Origin of the sequence: Flavobacterium sp., from assembly GCF_036782315.1 — a bacterium.
Lineage (GTDB): Bacteria > Bacteroidota > Bacteroidia > Flavobacteriales > Flavobacteriaceae > Flavobacterium.
In genome coordinates this window covers 295,101-313,060 of the sequence record NZ_DAIPZK010000001.1, presented here as the reverse complement: position 1 = coordinate 313,060, position 17,960 = coordinate 295,101, and the positions used below count along the sequence as shown (strand labels likewise).

The window sequence follows — 17,960 nt, the reverse complement described above, 5'->3', positions numbered from 1 at the left end:
CGACAAATATATACATTTTTTTTAGTTTCATAAATATATTATTTTTAGTTTTGCCTAAATTTGATTTTTAAAATGTTAAAAATATTTGTTTATACCACTCTGATTTTTTCGCTTTTTACGTTTTCACAAAACACGTTAAAAGGGAAAGTGACTGCTAACAATGAAGTTTTAGCATTTGCTACTGTTTATATAAAAGAACTCAAAAAAGGAGTTGAAACCGATGGAAGTGGTCAATATGAAATTACAAATATCCCAAATGAAACCTATACCATTACCGTTTCTTTTATTGGGTTTAAAACCGAAAAAAAGAAAATCACATTTTCAGACAATGGGGAAACTATTCTTAACTTCAACTTAATTGAAGATTCAAATGTTTTGGATGATGTGGTAGTATCGGGAACTTTAAAACCCGTTTCAAGAATGGAAACACCTGTCCCAGTAGAAGTTTATACAACAGCATTTTTGAAAAAAAACCCAACCTCAAATATTTTTGAAGCTTTACAAAACGTCAATGGTGTTCGCCCTCAACTAAATTGCAACATTTGCAACACAGGCGATATTCACATCAACGGATTAGAAGGTCCTTATACTATGGTTACGATTGATGGAATGCCAATTGTAAGCGCACTTTCAACCGTTTATGGTTTGTCGGGAATTCCTAATTCATTAATCGATAGAATTGAAGTTGTTAAAGGTCCTGCCTCAAGTTTATATGGAAGTGAAGCTGTTGGAGGTTTAATCAATATTATTACCAAAAAACCTTTGAATGCGCCTTTATTTTCAGCCGATATTTTTTCAACTTCTTGGTTGGAAAATAACGTTGATTTGGGTTGGAAAAGTACAGTTGGAAAAAAAGCAACAACTTTAGTAGGCATCAATTATTACAGTTACAACCAACCTATTGATAATAACAACGATAATTTTACAGATGTAACCTTACAAGAACGAATTTCCATATTCAACAAATGGAACTTTGAACGAAAAAACAATAAAGAATTTTCTATCGCTGGAAGATTGTTTTACGAAGATCGATGGGGTGGCGAAATGCAGTGGAACAAATCAAATCGTGGTGATTCTGAAGTTTATGGCGAAAGTATTTATACGAAACGAATGGAACTTTTAAGTAAATACCAATTACCCACAACTGAAAATATGTATTTGTCTTTTTCAATGACCGCTCACGACCAAAATTCGGTCTATGGAAATACGATTTACTTAGCGAATCAAAAAATCGTTTTCGGGCAGTATACTTGGGATAAAAAACTAGAAAATCACAATTTGCTATTGGGAACCGCTTTACGTTATCAATATTACAACGACAATACAACAGCTACAACTACCGCAGAACAAACAAAACTTTACAGCGTGTTTCTTCAAGATGAAATAAAGTTGGCAGAAAAACATCATATTTTATTAGGCACAAGATACGATTACAACAACAATCACGGCAATATTTTTACTCCGAGAATCGCCTACAAATGGAATCCATCAGAAAATGATGTTTTCAGAATTAATGCTGGAACTGGATTTAGAATTGTAAATCTATTTACCGAAGAACATGCAGCCTTAACTGGTTCAAGGGATGTTGTAATTACTGAAGATTTAAAACCAGAAACATCCTACAACATCAATTTTAATTATTTAAAGAAAATAAGATTTGAAAATGGTACTTTTTTAGGATTTGAAACTTCGGCTTGGTACACCTATTTTAACAACCAAATTATTCCTGATTATGACACCAACCCAAACCAAATTATTTATTCCAACCTAAACGGTTATGCACAAACTTTAGGAATTAGTGGCAATATCGATTTGGTAACACCTTTTGGAATTAAAGCAATTTTAGGTTTTACTATTATGGAGCCTAAAAATGTTAAAAACGGAGTAAGTACAACACCTATTCTAACAGAAAAATACAGCGCCAATTGGGCAATAACATACGATATTCCAAAATGGTTTTTATCCATCGACTATACTGGAAATTTATACGGACCAATGCGATTGCCCTTATTGAGTGATTTAGACCCAAGACCCGAATATTCTCCTATTTGGAGTTTACAGAACATTCAATTTACTTATAAAAAATTTCGTAGTTTTGAACTTTATGGCGGTGTAAAAAATATTTTGAATTGGACACCAAACAAAAGCACACCATTTTTAATTGCTAGGGCAAACGACCCATTTGATGAAGATGTTACATATGACACAAACGGAAATGTTTTAGCAACCCCAACAAACCCATACGCTTTAACTTTTGACCCAAGTTATGTGTATGCGCCTAACCAAGGAATTAGAGGTTTTTTAGGAATTCGATATACGATTTATTAATGCAACATTATCATTACATTTTTACAGGTTCAGGATTATCGGCTTTAATGACCCTTTACGAAATGCTTTTATCTGGAAAATTTGAAGATAAATGCATTTTGCTAATTGATGAAAATGCAAAAAAAGTAAACGATAGAACTTGGTGTTTTTGGGATGAAAATGACACCCCGCTCAAAGGACACACCTCTAAAAGAAGGGAATTATTCGGAGAAATTATTTCCAAAAAATGGAATCAAGCTATTTTTGCCAATAAAAAATTCAATCGGGTTTTAGAACTAGCGCCTTATCAATACAAGAAAATTAATGGTTTGGATTTTTATGAATTGGTTTTCAAGAAGATTTCCAAACATAAAAACATTCATTTTCTAAATCAAAAAGTAGTTGATTTTACCGAATTAGGCAATCATTGTATTGTAAAGACAGAAAGTGAAACATTTACTTGTAACAAAATTTTCAATTCGATTTACAATCCAGAAATTGTAAAATCGCAATCTAAATTCCCATTAATTCAGCAACATTTTATAGGTTGGTTTATCAAAAGTAAAGAAGCCATTTTTAATCCAAATTGTGCCACTTTCATGGATTTTTCAGTGGAACAAAAAGGGAATACGCGTTTTATGTATGTTTTACCAACATCAGAAAATGAAGCGTTGTTGGAATACACCATGTTTTCAAAAGATTTACTTTCAACAGAGGAATACGAAACTGAAATTCAAAAATACATTGAAAATTTAGGCATAACAGAATATGAAATCATCGAAAAAGAACAAGGCAATATTCCGATGACGTGCTATCCTTTTTGGAAACACAATACAAAAAACACCATCAATATAGGTTCGGCTGGTGGTTGGACCAAAGCAAGTACAGGTTATACTTTTAAAAATGCTTCGAAAAAATCAAAAGCTTTAGTTCAGTTTTTAGAAAAAAGCATCTCTTCCGAAGTTTCGGAATCGCTCGATATGACAGATTTTAGAAAATTTCAAAAAAAAGATAAATTTTGGTTCTATGATTTGTTGTTGTTAGATATTTTAAGTTCAAAAAATGAATTGGGTTCTAAAATATTCTCTTCAATGTTCAAAAAAGGAAATTCGAACCTGATTTTTAAATTTTTAGATGAAGAAACAACCCTTTGGGAAGATTTACAAGTCATTTGGAAATGCCCAAAAACAATGTTTGTGAAAGTCTTATTAGGTAGAATTTTCAAATAAGTGCAAACTATTAAATCATAACAAATCTTTATGAATTGGCACTGGGTAACAAGTAAAAAACTTTGTAACTTTGCCTTTCGTTAACTTATAACATTTACATTATGTATCCAGAAGAAATGGTAAACCCAATGCGTGCTGAATTAACAGACGCTGGTTTCAAAAATTTATATACAGCAGATGACGTTAAAAACGCTATCAAAGCAGAAGGAACAACTTTAGTAGTGATTAACTCAGTTTGCGGTTGTGCTGCTAGAAATGCACGTCCGGGAGCAAAAATGAGTTTAGAAGGTGATAAAAAACCTGCTAACTTAATCACTGTTTTTGCAGGAGTAGACAGAGAAGCTGTTGATGCAGCAAGAGCAGAAATGTTTCCTTTTCCTCCATCTTCGCCAAGTATGGCATTGTTTAAAAACGGTGAATTAGTTCACATGTTAGAACGTCACCACATAGAAGGTCGTCCTGCAGAGCTAATTGCTGAAAATTTAAAAGACGCTTACAACGAATTTTGCTAAGATACTATGCTTACATACAATAAAAACCACCAAAACATTGGTGGTTTTTTATTTTATAGCTTACTTTTGCCCAAATTGGTTTTTAAATGGAAAAGATTCTTTCATACCCACTTTCAATAATCTATTATATTTTTTTCATTCTTTGGTTATTGATTTTTCACCCTATTCAATGGATTTGTTTCAATATTTTTGGATACAATGCACATCGTTTGAGTGTAGCCTATTTAAACTGGTTTTTAGTACGAACAGCTCATATTTTAGGAACCACTTATCATATTAAAGGAATGGAAAACGTTCCTGAAAACAAGCCTTTAATTATTGTAGCCAATCATCAAAGTTTGCATGATATCACTACAATTATTTGGTTTTTACGAAAAGTACATCCAAAATTCATAAGTAAAATCGAATTAGGAAAAGGAATCCCTAGTGTTTCTTATAATTTAAAACATGGAGGTTCTGCCTTAATAGATAGAAAAGATCCTAAACAAGCCTTACCCGAAATTAAAAAAGTAGCTGAGTTAATTAACAACAATAATTATTCTGTTGTAATATTTCCTGAAGGTACTCGAAGTAAAACTGGAATTCCTAAACCGTTTGCTGTGAATGGGTTAAAAATGTTATACAAATTTGCGCCAGATGCTTATTTTTTACCTATTACTATTAATAATTCGTGGAAAATGACTAAATTTGGACAATTCCCCCTCGGATTAGGAACTCAATTAGAATTTATAATTCATGAACCTTTGAAAATTTCGGAACACCCCTTTGAAGAGATTTTCGAAAAAACCGAAACAATAATTAAAAAATATATCAAAAATTAACCCCATGTCTATACAAAATGTCCGATTAGAGGTGATGCAGTTTTTAGAAAAAAAAGTGGATCATTTCATGGAAGAGTTCTTAATACCAGTTGAAAAAATTTGGCAGCCTACTGATTTACTTCCAGATTCATCAAAAGAGAATTTTTTAGAAGAAACCAGAGAATTACGTGAAATTGCAAAAGATTTACCTTATGATTTTTGGGTTGTCTTAGTGGGTGACACAATTACTGAAGAAGCTTTACCTACATACGAAACTTGGCTAATGGATGTTGAAGGTGTTTCTCAAAAAGGAGAAAACGGCGATAATGGTTGGGCCAAATGGTTACGCCATTGGACAGGAGAAGAAAATCGTCATGGTGATGTATTAAACAAATACTTATACCTTTCTGGAAGAGTAAATATGCGTGAAGTAGAAATCACTACACACCATTTAATCAACGATGGATTTGATCCTGGAACTGATAGAGATCCATACAAAAATTTTGTTTTTACTAGTTTTCAAGAATTAGCCACTTACGTTTCTCATAATCGTGTGGCACAATTGGCAAAGAAATTTGGCGATAAAAAACTATACAAAATGTGTAATTTAATTGCTGGAGACGAAATGCGTCATCACTTAGCTTATAGCGAATTTGTAAAACGTATTTTTGAAGTGGATCCAAGCGAAATGATGTTGTCGTTTCAATACATGATGAAAAAGAAAATTACGATGCCTGCGCATTTGATAAGAGAGTCTGGAGAAAGTATTGGAACTGCATTTGAAAAATTCTCTGAATCAGCACAGCGTTTAGGTGTTTACACAGCAATGGATTATGTAGACATTTTAAAGAAATTGAATGTAAAATGGGAAATTGACAAAATCACTAATTTAAGCGATGAAGCTGAAAAAGCCAGAGATTATTTAATGAAACTGCCGGAAAGAATGGCAAAAATTTCGGAAAGATTAATCATTCCTGCTGAAGGACAATTTTTCAAATGGGTAGAACCCGCTTTAGTAAAATAACATTCAGAAATAAAATTTAAGATTCCAAATTCAATTAAGAGTTTGGAATTTTTTTTGTAAATTAGAACCATGCAATTAATCAATAATACTATCCTTTTTGTAAAGAATCAATTATCTAATGCCGAAGGTGGACACGATTGGTTTCATATTGAACGTGTTTATAAAAATGCTTTATTAATTGCAGAAGAAGAAAAAGAATGCAATTTAATAGTAGTAAAATTAGCAGCTTTACTTCACGACATCGCTGATTCAAAATTTCATAATGGTGATGAATTGGTTGGACCTAAAACAGCAAGAATTTTTTTAGAATCTCAAAATGTTTCGGAAGACATCATTTCTCATGTAATTGCCATTATTGAAAATATTTCGTTTAAAGGCGGAAATTTCGAAAAGAAATTCCATTCAAAAGAATTAGAAATTGTACAAGATGCCGACAGATTAGACGCCATTGGAGCTATAGGAATTGCTCGCACATTCAATTATGGTGGGTTTAAAAACCGACCGTTATACAATCCGAATATACAACCTAATTTAAATATGAGCAAAGAGGAATATAAGAATAGTGAAGCTCCAACTTTAAATCACTTTTACGAAAAACTCTTACTCTTGAAAGATAAAATGAACACCGAAACCGGAAAGAAAATAGCCACAAAACGTCATGATTTCATGGTAACTTTTTTGAGTCAGTTTTATGCCGAATGGGATGGGCAAGAATAAAAAAAGGAGATTGTTTTCACAATCTCCTTTTTATTATAAAGTAACTTTTAGTAACTGTTTTTTCTTTCCTTTTCTTCCGATAAAATAAACAGAATTTTTTGAAAGTGCTCCATCAGATACCATAAACGGCACTTCATTTTCTTTATCATCTAAAATTTCTTGAAAACTAAAATTTCCATCTGGAGTGATTCTTATTATATTAAGGTTAGATCTTTTTGTACTAGTTTGTCCAAATTGAATTCTATCATTACTTAATTTTTTTACTTTTTCTCCTGTATTAATAAAAAAGTACGTATCGTTTCCTTTAATTGTAGAGGTATAAGAAATATAAGACTCATCTCCACTTGTAGATTGGCGTTTGTTAATGTTTCTAGCCCAAATAATACTTCCGTCATTTGAAATTTTTGCACTTACAATATCGTCATAATGATACACATATCTCCAATAACCACCACCATTAGGAGAACTTTGATAATGTGATGTTATGTAATATTCTTCAGCATTAAAAACAATTTCATTTTGTTGTGTTATCAAAATACCTCTAAAAGATAAGTTTTTCAATTCTTTATCTTTATTTTTTCCATATTTATCGAGTATAAATTGCTCAGTAAAAGGATTGTATTTTGATTTACGAATAGCTAAAGTAATCGGATCTAATTCAAAATAACTAATTCCTTTGAAACGATAATCTTTTTTGTCTGAATAAAAGCCTATACAAGTTAACTTATCCTGAAAAACAATAGTTTTTAAAGAACCTGAAAAATGTTCATCAGTATCAAAAACTTGTGTAGCTTGACCAGCCTTACTAATTCTTGTTAATTCATATTGATATTTTCCACCTTCTTTTTTCTTTTTTTTCTCATCTGTAAAAACCTTACCTAAAAGATAAAGATTGTTTCCATCTTTTGAAACATCAATGTTTTCATACACAAACTTTTTATCTTTAATATCTCTTTTAAAATCATGTTCAATTTTTTTGTTCAACTTATTATCAAACAAAAACACCTTGTGAGTTTCTGTATTCTTGTCTTTAATATCTATAGTAATAGCAAATGCTGTTTTATCTTCATTAACTATAAAATTTGCTCCTGAATCACCATCAAATTGGTTCCCTCCAAACCATTGTGTTTTCAAAACATCTTCACTCGCAATTCTAAAAAGTTCTTTTTTATTGAAGCTAAATTCATTGATACTTGAAGTTAAAGCTGAACAAACAAAAGCTTTATCTTTTGTGTTATAAACAAAATCAATTAAACTAACTTGGTCTCCATTCATGATAACACCTAAAATTGAACCATATCTTTCAACTTCAGAACGCTTCATTTCATATTCATATTCTTTTATTAATTTCAAATTGGAATTATAATGTTCAAAATAATATCCAGCGCCAGATGAAAATAAACCTCCTGCATAACTTCTTACGATAAAAACCCCATCGCTTCCGTCATCTTCTACTAAAACAATTGAAGAATGTTTGTATTCGTCTTTAAAAACTTCACTTTTTGTTATACTAGTGGAGATTTCTTGTGCCTGCATACTGTTAAATGAAAGGCTGACACACAAAATGGCAATAAATTTTTTCATGTTATATAAATTAATTAAATTCTATTTTCCTGGAAACTCAGCTTTTCTTTTTTCTAAAAATGCGGTTGTTCCTTCTTTAAAATCCTCTGTTCCAAAACAAAATCCGAAATTTTCAATTTCTACTTGATAACCATTCACGCCATCAGTATAGTTTGCATTTATGGCTTCTATGGCTTTTGCAATGGCAACACTAGAATTTTTAGTAATTTTAGTTGCAATTCCTTTTGCAAATTCTAACAATTCAGCTTGAGGAACAACATGGTTTACTAATCCGTAATTTTTAGCGGTTTCAGCATCAATCATTCCAGCAGTCATAATCATTTCCATAGCACGACCTTTTCCTACTAATTGTGCTAAACGTTGCGTTCCTCCGTAACCTGGAATCACTCCTAAAGTTACTTCTGGCAATCCCATTTTTGCATTATCTGATGCGACTCTAAAATGACATGACATCGCTAATTCTAATCCGCCACCTAAAGCAAAACCATTTACAGCTGCAATTACTGGCGTACTTAAATTTTGCACAAAATCAAATAATAAAGCCTGACCTTGGGCTGCTAAATTCCCGCCTTCTTCTACTGAAAAGTTAGCAAATTCTGAAATATCAGCTCCAGCTACAAATGCTTTTTCTCCACTCCCTGTTACAATAATTGCTTTTACAGATTTATCTTCGTTTAACAATTTAAATCCATCGTGTAATTCTTGGATAGTTGCTTTGTTTAAAGCATTTAACTTTGTTGGTCTATTAATGGTTACAATTGCTATTGCCTCTTGTTTTTCGATAAGAATGTTTTCCATTTTTATTTGTTTTGATTATTTATTTATTGGGAACGAAACTAAAAATTCGGTTCCTACATTAGGTTCTGTTTCAAAGGTAATTGTTCCGTTGTAATTTTCTATGATATTTTTTATTATGGCTAAACCCAGTCCCATACCGCTTGATTTTGTGGTAAATTTTGGTTCAAAAACGCGTTCTTGATTTTCTCTTGAAATTCCTTTTCCGTTATCTTTTACCGCAATCTTAACTTCGTTATCTTGTCTAAATACCGTAACAAAAACCATTTTATTTTCTTGTTCTTCTGGAATAGCTTGAATGGCATTTTTAACCAAATTGGTAATTACCCTAATTAATTGAGTACGGTCTAACTTAGCAATAATTTCATCTTCTAAAGCTGAAAATTGTATGAAATCTTCGTTAAAAATTTCTAATGCCATTTTTACAATTCGAACTACATTAAGTGTTTCGTTTTGCTGAGCTGGCATAGTTGCAAAATTTGAAAACGCATTGGCCACAGCACTCATTGTGTCAATTTGTTGTAAAATAGTTTTAGTGTAATCGTCTAATTTCTTTGAAATATCAGGATCGTTTGCATCAAATTTTCTTTGAAAACTTTGAACGGTCAATCGCATTGGAGTTAAAGGGTTTTTGATTTCGTGTGCTACTTGCTTTGCCATTTCGCGCCATGCTTGTTCTCTTTCACTCTGTGCTAAAATAGTGGCACTTTCTTCTAACTTATCAACCATAGTATTATACGAATTAATCAATAAGTTAATCTCTTTACTTCCATCTTCGATTACAATTTTTTCGTTGCGTTGATTCAATTGCGTTTCCTCCATTTTATCGCTAATAATTTTTAACGACTTGGTAATATAGCTTGATAAAAAGTAGGAAAGAATGATAGAAATTAAAAACATAAAAACATAAACCTGTCCAAATCGGATTAAAAAATTTTTAACTTCATTATCATAAAACTCGGTGTTTTCTTCATATGGTAAGTTTAAAATTCCCATTGGTTTGAACTTGGTATCCTTTAAATATGAGTAAGAAGAACGGAACGATTGTCCGTCTACTTTTGAAAACTCAATATAGCGTTTGTCTAGTGAAGATTGAATGATTTTTAATGTAGATGGATTAATTTTAGGCTTGTCTTTATCTAACTTAAAAATGGCTTTTGACGAAATCAATAATTTTCCTTTCAAATCGAAAAAGTTAATTTCCATACTATGAATATCGGCCAATTCGAAAATTTTATCTTTAAAAATCAAAGGAATATTTTCGGTGCTTAATGGATAAGTAGTAGTTTGAAGCACATAATTTATATGTTCTGTAATAGCCGCTTCTTTTCTTTCTAATCGATCTTGATGATATTCGCGCGCTTCCTTTCTAAATTGATAAATAGAAACAGCAGCAATAAGGACAGAAGCAATCAATGTTAAGAATATCATGGAAAGAAATATTCTTACACGTAATGAAAGGTTTTTAAAATTGAATATTCTGTCCATTAGGTATGCTAAAATTAACTATTATTTTTTTCTCGGATTTTTTTATAAAGTTTATAACCCAACATTAATAGTATTGAAAAAACAATAATTCCAATTACACCAAAAATCCAATTAATAGCATTCTTTAAAATTACTAAAAAAATAACTGCAAAAAGAATAATCGTGGCGCCTTCGTTCCAAATTCTGAAGAAACCCGATGAATGTTTTACCTCATTATTTTGTAACTGTTTAAAAATTTGATGGCATTTTAAATGATATAAATACAGTAAAAACACAAAAGCTAATTTAACATGCATCCAAGGTTGGGTTAGCCAAACTTTTCCTATTTCTGTAAAAAACAACATCCAAAAAGCAAAAACACTTGCTAAAACCGCACTTGGCCAAGTAATGATATACCACAATCGGTATTGCATTAATTGGTATTGTTTTATTAAAATATCTTGCTCTGGTTGCTTTTTTTGTTTGGCTTCAGCATGATACACAAATAATCTTACGATATAGAACAAGCCTGCAAACCAAGTAACCACAAAGATGAGATGTAATGATTTTATGTAATTGTAAAATTCCATTTTTTGTTAATTTTGAAAAGCCCATTGGTCAATCCAGCGGCTCATGGTTTTTACCCAATCTTCGCTGTCATTCAAACACGGAATAGATAAGAAATTTTCACCTCCGTTTTCTTTGAAACTATGCGCCGCTTCCATTCCTATTTCTTCTAATGTTTCTAAACAATCTGAAACGAAAGCAGGTGTAACAACAGCTAAATTCTTAATTCCTTTTTGTGCCAAACCATCAATTGTAGCATCGGTATAAGGTTGCAACCAAGGATCGCGACCTAAACGTGATTGAAAAGAAGTACTATATTTTCCTTCTTCTAAACCTAAAAATTCAGCCACTTGTTTAGTAGTTTCATAACATTGATGACGGTAGCAGAATTCATGTGCTTTAGAAGAGGTATTACAACAACTTCCATCTATTTTACAATGCGATTTGGTTACATCTGATTTTCTAATGTGACGCTCTGGAACTCCATGATAGGAAAACAACAAATAATCCGATTTAAAATTATCTAAAGAAGATTTGATGGAATTTGACAAATCACGAATGTAATCTGGTTGGTTATAAAAAGCTGGAAGAATCGTGAATTCCATTTTTGGAAATTGTTTTTTACGAATTTCTTCTGCAAGCACCAAAATAGTTTCAGTAGTTGCCATCGCAAATTGAGGATACAACGGAATTAACAAAACCTCGTCTACTCCTTGATTGTGTAATTGTTGTAATCCAAATTCAATGCTAGGATTACCATAACGCATAGCCAAAGCAACAGGAATACTAACTTGTTCTTGTACTTTATTTTGTAAACGTTTTGATAAAACAATGAGTGGAGAACCTTCTTCCCACCAAATTTTTTTATAAGCTTTAGCTGATTTTTTTGGACGTGTATTTAAAATAATTCCTTTCACTAACAACGCTCGAAGTAAATAAGGAATATCAATCACACGTTCGTCCATTAAAAATTCATCTAGATATTTTTTAACATCTTCAGGCTCAGGACTATCTGGCGAACCTAAGTTTATTAACAACACGCCTTTTTTCATTTTCTTTTTTTTTCAAAAATACTATTTAATTATTTAGAATAAAAGTATATACGTAAATGGTTATAACAAGATTTGTATTACACATAAATAAACATTTTTTAATTAAAATGTTAAAATTTAATAATTATTAACATTGTTCTTTTTTAATTAATGCATTTTATCTAATTTAGTGACACAAAAATTTAATTTTTGTTAATTAAATCTTAAGTGAGTATGAAAAAAATTCCCCTACTAAGTTTTTTATTATTCGCATCCTATTCTATCTACTCACAAACTCAAGGAGTAGGAATAAACGAAGACAACCCACAGCAAACCTTGCATTTAGGTTCAAGTAATAGCACTATTAGAGTTGATGGTTTGAACGAAATCAACAATACTTATAATCTTGGTTCAAATAATACTTATCCGTTATATGTAGACCATAATGGAAGCCTGACATTATATAATGCCGCTTCTTACAACAGCAATGGCTTAGATTTTTTAAACAACAACAATATTAATTCTACCATAATTATTCCTGAAGGAGATAATGATGGTGTTGAAAGTGCAGAAATTTTTAATTTTGAAGTTACTGTTAATCGACCTTCATTAGTATTAGTAAAATACAATCTAAGTTTTGAAGTGTTTGAAGATCAAACAGAAAAGAAATTAACTGATAATTTAGCTCGAAGAGTAAATACTTATTTTAAACTCAATAGCGGAACCCGAAAATATAGTCATGCTTCAAAATGTTACACCGGCTCATCACTTAATGATGTTGCAGGTATTTTATACAATATGTCTTCATCGTATATTTACATTCCTACAGCTGGCACGCATACCATTCGTATGTTTGCAGAAGTTTCATCTGGCCTTACCTCAAACATTCCAAACACAGGAAAAGCTACGTGTTTAATTGTAGGAAGAGGTTATGATTCCTTAATGTATATAATTAACTAACCCCCTACTATTATGAAAAAAAATTACCTACTTTTAATTTTACTTAGTTCATTATCTGTTTTAGGGCAAGTTGGTATTGGAACAACAAATCCTCAAGAAACCTTACATATAGGTGGCAATACATCCACCATTCGTGTGGAAGGTCTTGATGTTATTAACAATGATTTAAATTTAGGCCCAACAAAACTAACGCCCGTTTATGTAGATAATCAAGGAAATTTCACTTTAGAAAAAAGAGGTTACAGTTTTGGTGGTAGTGGGAATATACTTCCTTTAAATTTTTTACAGTATAGCACTAATTTTATTCCAAACAATCCACTTGGACTGCCAGCACCATTTGACAAATATGGTGTTATAATTAATAGCGATTTAACTAACGAATCACAAACCGGCTTACTTGAAAGAAGAGCTATAGCTGTTCCAACCAATTCAATGATTGAAGTAAAATATGCGGTTTCATTATGTTTTTCTTCAACTAATTTAGCCGTTCCTCCACACTCTACATATATAACTGATAAAAAAACACGTGTAATTCAAACTTATTTTTGCATTGATATTAATAGCGATGGGTTATCAGCTGATGAAGAAAACTTAAAATATGGTGTAAAAGGGCAATATTATGCATCTGATGCGGGTGGAACTCGTGGTTATCCTTATATGAACAGTCAAGGCTATGTTGATTTACCTGCCGGAAATCACACTATTTATTTTTATGGTGTTGTTATTGATGCTCCAAACACCTTTACTAGCGTTGGTTTTGGAGGCGCAAATGAATATTTAAAAATACGTCTTTATAACTAAATTAAGTTATTAGATATTTATACGTTCCCCTAATTCCCCATGTTATGAAAACAAAATTCTATTTTATAATAGCTTTCTTAAGCTTTGCTTTTAATTCGAATGCTCAAGTAGGTGTAAATACTCAAAACCCGCAAGAGGAACTTCATGTTGCTGGCCCAACATCAAACATTAGAATTGATGGGTTGAATGAAATTAACAATCCAAATAATTTAGGTAGTACTAAATCATCCAAAGTATTTGTAAATCAATTTGGCGATTTGGTTTTAGGAGGTTTAGAAAACAATGTGCAATTACTATTTGATTCAGACAATTATTTAAGAGACGTGCAAAACCCAACCTCTTTAATTTTGCAAACTGGTGAAGGGGATGGTTTTAGTCAAGCTGGAATTCCAACACTTGGGCTGGCGGCTTCATTTACCTTAACGGCTCCTGCAATTGTTGAAGTTAATTATTCTGTTTCATGGAACGTGGGAAAAAATGTTACTTCAACTTCAAGAATTGATGACTTTAGAGCTAGAGTAGTTCAAACAGGAATGTATTTTAGAAAAAATAACTATTTGGGAGAACCCGTAGTAAACGATTATTTTGGAAACCCAATTAATGGCTACTCTTTATGTATTGCTTCTAGTTGTAGTGAAGTTGCAGGGATGTTTGCGGTGAGTGGTCAAATTTATAATAATTCAGACATAAGAAGAGGTGAATGGAAAAGTTTCAGAAACACCGCTTCAGATTATGTTATTTTAGGACCTGGAACATATACTCCAATGTTTGCTGCCCAGTTAGAAGTAGGCAACACCAATTCAACTGGAGCAATTAAAATGTATCTAGGTGTTGAAAATGATGAAGTGCAAATTATTGCGCATTACTTCAACTAAAAATTACACGTTGGAATTAATCGACATCAAATATTTTTTTGGTGTCGTTCCAAATTTTTTCTTAAATGCTGCAATAAAATGGCTTCCGGTGCTATATCCGATTTTTAGACCAACTTCATTTACATTATACGAACCACTATCAAGCAATTGACGTGCATAATCCATTTTATAATCAAAAAGAAATCCATAAACGGTATCGCCATATATTTGTTTGAATCCCATTTTTAGTTTTTTTAGACTAAGTCCCACTTGTTCAGACAATGCTTCAAGTGTTGGAGGTTCTGCCATATTGGCAATGATAATTTCTTTGGCTTTTTTAATTTTTAAAACATTTTCTTCATCTATCAAAAATGGACATTGCTCAGCGTTTGGATCTTCGGAACGATTAAAATACAAACTCAACAATTCATACCCTTTCCCTTTATAATACAGGTTTTTGATGAACGAATTTAAATTGTAATGAAAAATTTGACTCAAAACAATAGACATTGACGGACTAATATCGCTTTCCTTGTAATATTTTTTATCTTTGTTTTCATCACTTAAAAAAGGAATATTCTCTGCTTCAGCAGAAAACAATCCGTGAAATTTTTTAATCGATACAATTACGGAAATTACCCAAGAATTTGGTGCTAATTCTAAATGAATAGGCAATTCTTTTTGTGGATTATAAAACAGCAGTGATTTTTCTTCTTTTAAATCTAGGGCATAATTTCCTTGATTAAAAACAAACTTTCCTTTTCCTTTCAGACCAAAATGAAACTGTATAAGACCTTGACTAACAGGTCTTTCTAACTTAATTATTTCATTACTATCATTTTGAAAACGCAATAAAATAAACTCGTTTTCAATTTTTATTTCTTCTAAAGAACCCATAGCGATATTTTTACGTATATACATTCGAAAAAGGACAAAAATGTTATTTAGAATTATTCTATATAAAAAACTTGTCAAAGCTTGAATATAGTACAAATTTAAAGAAATAATGCAATAAAGACTCAATTATAATTAAAATGTCGTTGAGCGACATAAAAAGTCCTTCCAGCGTTGTTTTTATAAAATAGGAAAATATAATTTTGTTAAACTTTTAGGAAAGAGTACACCATATGGAAAACAATACATTTGCGAAGCATCCAACTTTCTATGCCGTAGGATTAAGTTACAAAAAAGCGGATGCCGAAATGAGAGGGAAATTTAGTTTGGATGAACATGCCAAAACTAACTTATTACACCAAGCTAAAGCAGAAGGAATTGATAGTTTAATTGTAACTTCAACCTGTAACAGAACCGAAATTTATGGTTTTGCTCAACATCCTTTTCAGTTAATTAAATTATTGTGTGAAAATAGTCAAGGAACTGTTGAAGATTTTCAAAAAGTAGCCTTTGTTTACAAAAATAGCGAAGCCATTTCGCATATGTTTCGCGTTGGAACAGGATTAGATAGCCAAATCTTAGGAGATTTTGAAATCATAAGTCAATTAAAAAATGCATTTGTAATCAGTAAAGAACTAAATTTAGTCAATGCATTTTTAGAAAGATTAGTCAATGCGGTAATTCAAGCAAGTAGAAAAATAAAAAACGAAACTGAAATTTCATCTGGAGCTACTTCAGTATCTTTTGCTTCGGTTCAATACATTTTTAAGAATGTTGCAGATATTGCTTCAAAAAATATTTTACTTTTTGGAACAGGAAAAATTGGAAGAAACACTTGCGAAAATTTAGTAAAACACACTAAACACGAACAAATCACATTAATCAACAGAACGAAAGAAAAAGCGGAGAAACTAGCCAAAAAACTGAATGTTATTGTAAAAGATTATGCTGATTTGCAGTTAGAACTTCAAAAAGCAGATGTGGTAGTTGTGGCTACTGGTGCGCAAAATCCAACAATTGACAAAGCCATTTTAAATCTGAAAAAACCTTTATTGATTTTAGATTTATCGATTCCGAAAAACGTAAACGAAAACGTAAAAGATATTGAGGGTGTTACGTTAGTTCACATGGATGAGCTTTCGCAAATTACAGATGAAACTTTAGAAAATAGAAAAAAACACATTCCTGCTGCCGAAGCCATCATTGAAGAAATTAAAGATGAATTTATGGCTTGGACAAAACAGCGTAAATTTGCACCAACTATTCATGCTTTAAAAGCAAAACTGAATACAATTAAAGAAGGAGAATTGAATTTTCAACGTAAAAAATTGGCTAATTTTGATGAAGAACAAGCCGAATTAATTACAGCAAGAATCATTCAGAAAATAACGAATCATTTTGCTAATCATTTAAAAGATGATGAAACAATGGTAGATGAAAGTATTGAATGGATTGAAAAAATTTTCCAATTAGAAACGGTTTCAAAATAATGAGCAAAACAATCCGAATAGGAACTCGTGATAGCGAATTAGCCCTTTGGCAAGCACACACAGTACAAAAAAAATTAAACGACTTAGGTTATCAAACAGAAATTGTAGCTGTAAAATCTCAAGGTGATATTATTCTTGACAAACCTCTTTATGAATTAGGAATTACTGGGATTTTTACTAAAACCTTAGACATTGCCATGATTAATGGTCAGGTAGATATTGCGGTTCATTCTATGAAAGATGTTCCAACCGCTTTACCATTAGGAATTGTACAAGCAGCCGTTTTAGAACGCGCCAACACACTTGATATTTTAGTTTACAAAGACAATTTAGATTTTTTAAACTCAGAAGGAACAATTGCTACTGGAAGTTTGCGCAGACAAGCGCAATGGTTAAATAAATACCCAAATCATAAAGTGGTTGATTTACGCGGGAATGTAAATACGCGTATGCAAAAACTCCAAGAAAACGATTGGAACGGAGCTGTTTTTGCAGCTGCAGGATTAGAACGTATCAATTTAAAACCTGAAAATTACATTGATTTGAATTGGATGGTTCCCGCTCCTGCACAAGGCGCAATGGTTGTAGTTGCTATGGAAAACGATGATTTCTGTAATGAAGCTGTATCAAAATTAAATCATTCAGAAACCGAAATTTGCACTCATATAGAACGTGAATTCTTAAAAACACTTGAAGGTGGTTGTACCGCTCCTATTGGCGCTTTGGCAACTTTTACTTCTGATAAAATTGATTTTGAAGGTGTTTTGTTTTCTTTAGACGGAAAAGAAAAACACACAATCAAAAAAAGTTGTACTTTTGATTCTTATATAAACTTCGGAAAAAAATGTGCCGAAGAAATTTTAAACAACGGAGGAAGCGCTTTAATGGAAAGCATTCGTCGTGATTTAAAAAAGTAATTTTATTCCAA

17 protein-coding genes are annotated in these 17,960 nt (G+C 31.6%); 11 read left to right on the top strand and 6 right to left on the bottom strand.

Going from position 1 to position 17,960, the window contains the following annotated elements; translation table 11 throughout:
* Positions 1-72: 72 nt before the first annotated feature.
* From V7P59_RS01375 to V7P59_RS01350, 6 genes are all read left to right on the top strand, one after another.
* Positions 73-2,328: a TonB-dependent receptor gene (locus V7P59_RS01375; RefSeq protein WP_333807927.1), complete on the top strand. Its 2,256-nt coding sequence runs from the start codon at positions 73-75 to the stop codon at positions 2,326-2,328.
* Complete coding sequence (locus tag V7P59_RS01370) at positions 2,328-3,536, top strand: lycopene cyclase family protein (RefSeq protein WP_333807925.1); 1,209 nt, start codon at positions 2,328-2,330, stop codon at positions 3,534-3,536. The genes V7P59_RS01375 and V7P59_RS01370 overlap by 1 nt, the downstream gene beginning before the upstream one ends.
* Before the next feature lie 101 nt (positions 3,537-3,637).
* A complete protein-coding gene (locus V7P59_RS01365) occupies positions 3,638-4,048 on the top strand; it encodes a BrxA/BrxB family bacilliredoxin (RefSeq protein ID WP_333807923.1) in 411 nt (136 codons plus the stop codon).
* Positions 4,049-4,134: 86 nt separating this feature from the next.
* Positions 4,135-4,869: a lysophospholipid acyltransferase family protein gene (locus tag V7P59_RS01360; RefSeq protein WP_333807922.1), complete on the top strand. Its 735-nt coding sequence runs from the start codon at positions 4,135-4,137 to the stop codon at positions 4,867-4,869.
* 4 nt (positions 4,870-4,873) lie between these two features.
* On the top strand, positions 4,874-5,872 hold the full coding sequence (locus V7P59_RS01355; RefSeq protein ID WP_333807920.1) for an acyl-ACP desaturase: 999 nt from the start codon (positions 4,874-4,876) through the stop codon (positions 5,870-5,872).
* A 69-nt stretch (positions 5,873-5,941) separates the two neighbouring features.
* Positions 5,942-6,589, top strand: a complete 648-nt coding sequence (locus V7P59_RS01350; protein ID WP_333807918.1) for an HD domain-containing protein — start codon at positions 5,942-5,944, stop codon at positions 6,587-6,589.
* A gap of 33 nt (positions 6,590-6,622) precedes the next feature.
* Here V7P59_RS01350 and V7P59_RS01345 read toward each other — a convergent pair whose 3' ends face one another.
* The 5 genes from V7P59_RS01345 to hemH form a co-directional block, all read right to left on the bottom strand.
* Positions 6,623-8,173 (bottom strand): hypothetical protein, encoded by a 1,551-nt coding sequence (locus V7P59_RS01345; protein WP_333807916.1) that lies wholly within the window; start codon positions 8,171-8,173, stop codon positions 6,623-6,625.
* A 21-nt stretch (positions 8,174-8,194) separates the two neighbouring features.
* Positions 8,195-8,977 carry an enoyl-CoA hydratase/isomerase family protein gene (locus V7P59_RS01340; RefSeq protein WP_333808106.1) on the bottom strand — a complete coding sequence of 261 codons (783 nt, stop codon included), beginning with the start codon at positions 8,975-8,977 and terminating at the stop codon, positions 8,195-8,197.
* Positions 8,978-8,986: 9 nt separating this feature from the next.
* Positions 8,987-10,399: a sensor histidine kinase gene (locus V7P59_RS01335; protein ID WP_333808104.1), complete on the bottom strand. Its 1,413-nt coding sequence runs from the start codon at positions 10,397-10,399 to the stop codon at positions 8,987-8,989.
* Positions 10,400-10,470: 71 nt separating this feature from the next.
* Positions 10,471-11,025 carry a CopD family protein gene (locus V7P59_RS01330; protein ID WP_333807914.1) on the bottom strand — a complete coding sequence of 185 codons (555 nt, stop codon included), beginning with the start codon at positions 11,023-11,025 and terminating at the stop codon, positions 10,471-10,473.
* A 6-nt stretch (positions 11,026-11,031) separates the two neighbouring features.
* Positions 11,032-12,054 carry a ferrochelatase gene (hemH, locus tag V7P59_RS01325; RefSeq protein WP_333807912.1) on the bottom strand — a complete coding sequence of 341 codons (1,023 nt, stop codon included), beginning with the start codon at positions 12,052-12,054 and terminating at the stop codon, positions 11,032-11,034.
* Between the two features lie 213 nt (positions 12,055-12,267).
* Here hemH and V7P59_RS01320 point away from each other — a divergent pair, with 213 nt between their 5' ends.
* From V7P59_RS01320 to V7P59_RS01310, 3 genes are read left to right on the top strand one after another with little or no spacing between them, the layout of a single operon-like run.
* Entirely contained in the window at positions 12,268-12,993 is a 726-nt protein-coding gene (locus tag V7P59_RS01320) for a hypothetical protein (protein ID WP_333807910.1), read from the top strand.
* 12 nt (positions 12,994-13,005) lie between these two features.
* A complete protein-coding gene (locus V7P59_RS01315; protein WP_333807908.1) occupies positions 13,006-13,794 on the top strand; it encodes a hypothetical protein in 789 nt (262 codons plus the stop codon).
* A gap of 44 nt (positions 13,795-13,838) precedes the next feature.
* Positions 13,839-14,669, top strand: a complete 831-nt coding sequence (locus V7P59_RS01310; RefSeq protein WP_333807906.1) for a hypothetical protein — start codon at positions 13,839-13,841, stop codon at positions 14,667-14,669.
* Between the two features lie 3 nt (positions 14,670-14,672).
* On the opposite strand, the gene V7P59_RS01305 is transcribed toward V7P59_RS01310, so the two are convergent.
* Positions 14,673-15,545, bottom strand: coding sequence for a helix-turn-helix transcriptional regulator (locus V7P59_RS01305; protein WP_333807904.1), 873 nt, complete (start codon positions 15,543-15,545; stop codon positions 14,673-14,675).
* Between the two features lie 230 nt (positions 15,546-15,775).
* Between V7P59_RS01305 and hemA the strand changes: the two genes are divergently transcribed.
* A complete protein-coding gene (hemA, locus tag V7P59_RS01300; RefSeq protein WP_333807902.1) occupies positions 15,776-17,032 on the top strand; it encodes a glutamyl-tRNA reductase in 1,257 nt (418 codons plus the stop codon).
* Entirely contained in the window at positions 17,029-17,949 is a 921-nt protein-coding gene (gene hemC / locus V7P59_RS01295) for a hydroxymethylbilane synthase (RefSeq protein ID WP_333808102.1), read from the top strand. The genes hemA and hemC overlap by 4 nt, the downstream gene beginning before the upstream one ends.
* The last annotated feature ends 11 nt before the right edge of the window (positions 17,950-17,960 follow it).

What these genes read in the sequence shown, in the direction of transcription:
- V7P59_RS01335 (WP_333808104.1), bottom strand. Translation starts at nt 10,399, where the DNA reads ATGATATTCTTAACATTGATTGCTTCTGTCCTTATTGCTGCTGTTTCT.
- V7P59_RS01345 (WP_333807916.1), bottom strand. Translation starts at nt 8,173, where the DNA reads ATGAAAAAATTTATTGCCATTTTGTGTGTCAGCCTTTCATTTAACAGT.
- V7P59_RS01320 (WP_333807910.1), top strand. Translation starts at nt 12,268, where the DNA reads ATGAAAAAAATTCCCCTACTAAGTTTTTTATTATTCGCATCCTATTCT.
- V7P59_RS01370 (WP_333807925.1), top strand. Translation starts at nt 2,328, where the DNA reads ATGCAACATTATCATTACATTTTTACAGGTTCAGGATTATCGGCTTTA.
- V7P59_RS01365 (WP_333807923.1), top strand. Translation starts at nt 3,638, where the DNA reads ATGTATCCAGAAGAAATGGTAAACCCAATGCGTGCTGAATTAACAGAC.
- V7P59_RS01355 (WP_333807920.1), top strand. Translation starts at nt 4,874, where the DNA reads ATGTCTATACAAAATGTCCGATTAGAGGTGATGCAGTTTTTAGAAAAA.
- V7P59_RS01315 (WP_333807908.1), top strand. Translation starts at nt 13,006, where the DNA reads ATGAAAAAAAATTACCTACTTTTAATTTTACTTAGTTCATTATCTGTT.
- V7P59_RS01360 (WP_333807922.1), top strand. Translation starts at nt 4,135, where the DNA reads ATGGAAAAGATTCTTTCATACCCACTTTCAATAATCTATTATATTTTT.
- V7P59_RS01350 (WP_333807918.1), top strand. Translation starts at nt 5,942, where the DNA reads ATGCAATTAATCAATAATACTATCCTTTTTGTAAAGAATCAATTATCT.
- V7P59_RS01310 (WP_333807906.1), top strand. Translation starts at nt 13,839, where the DNA reads ATGAAAACAAAATTCTATTTTATAATAGCTTTCTTAAGCTTTGCTTTT.
- V7P59_RS01375 (WP_333807927.1), top strand. Translation starts at nt 73, where the DNA reads ATGTTAAAAATATTTGTTTATACCACTCTGATTTTTTCGCTTTTTACG.
- hemA (WP_333807902.1), top strand. Translation starts at nt 15,776, where the DNA reads ATGGAAAACAATACATTTGCGAAGCATCCAACTTTCTATGCCGTAGGA.
- hemH (WP_333807912.1), bottom strand. Translation starts at nt 12,054, where the DNA reads ATGAAAAAAGGCGTGTTGTTAATAAACTTAGGTTCGCCAGATAGTCCT.
- V7P59_RS01305 (WP_333807904.1), bottom strand. Translation starts at nt 15,545, where the DNA reads ATGGGTTCTTTAGAAGAAATAAAAATTGAAAACGAGTTTATTTTATTG.
- V7P59_RS01330 (WP_333807914.1), bottom strand. Translation starts at nt 11,025, where the DNA reads ATGGAATTTTACAATTACATAAAATCATTACATCTCATCTTTGTGGTT.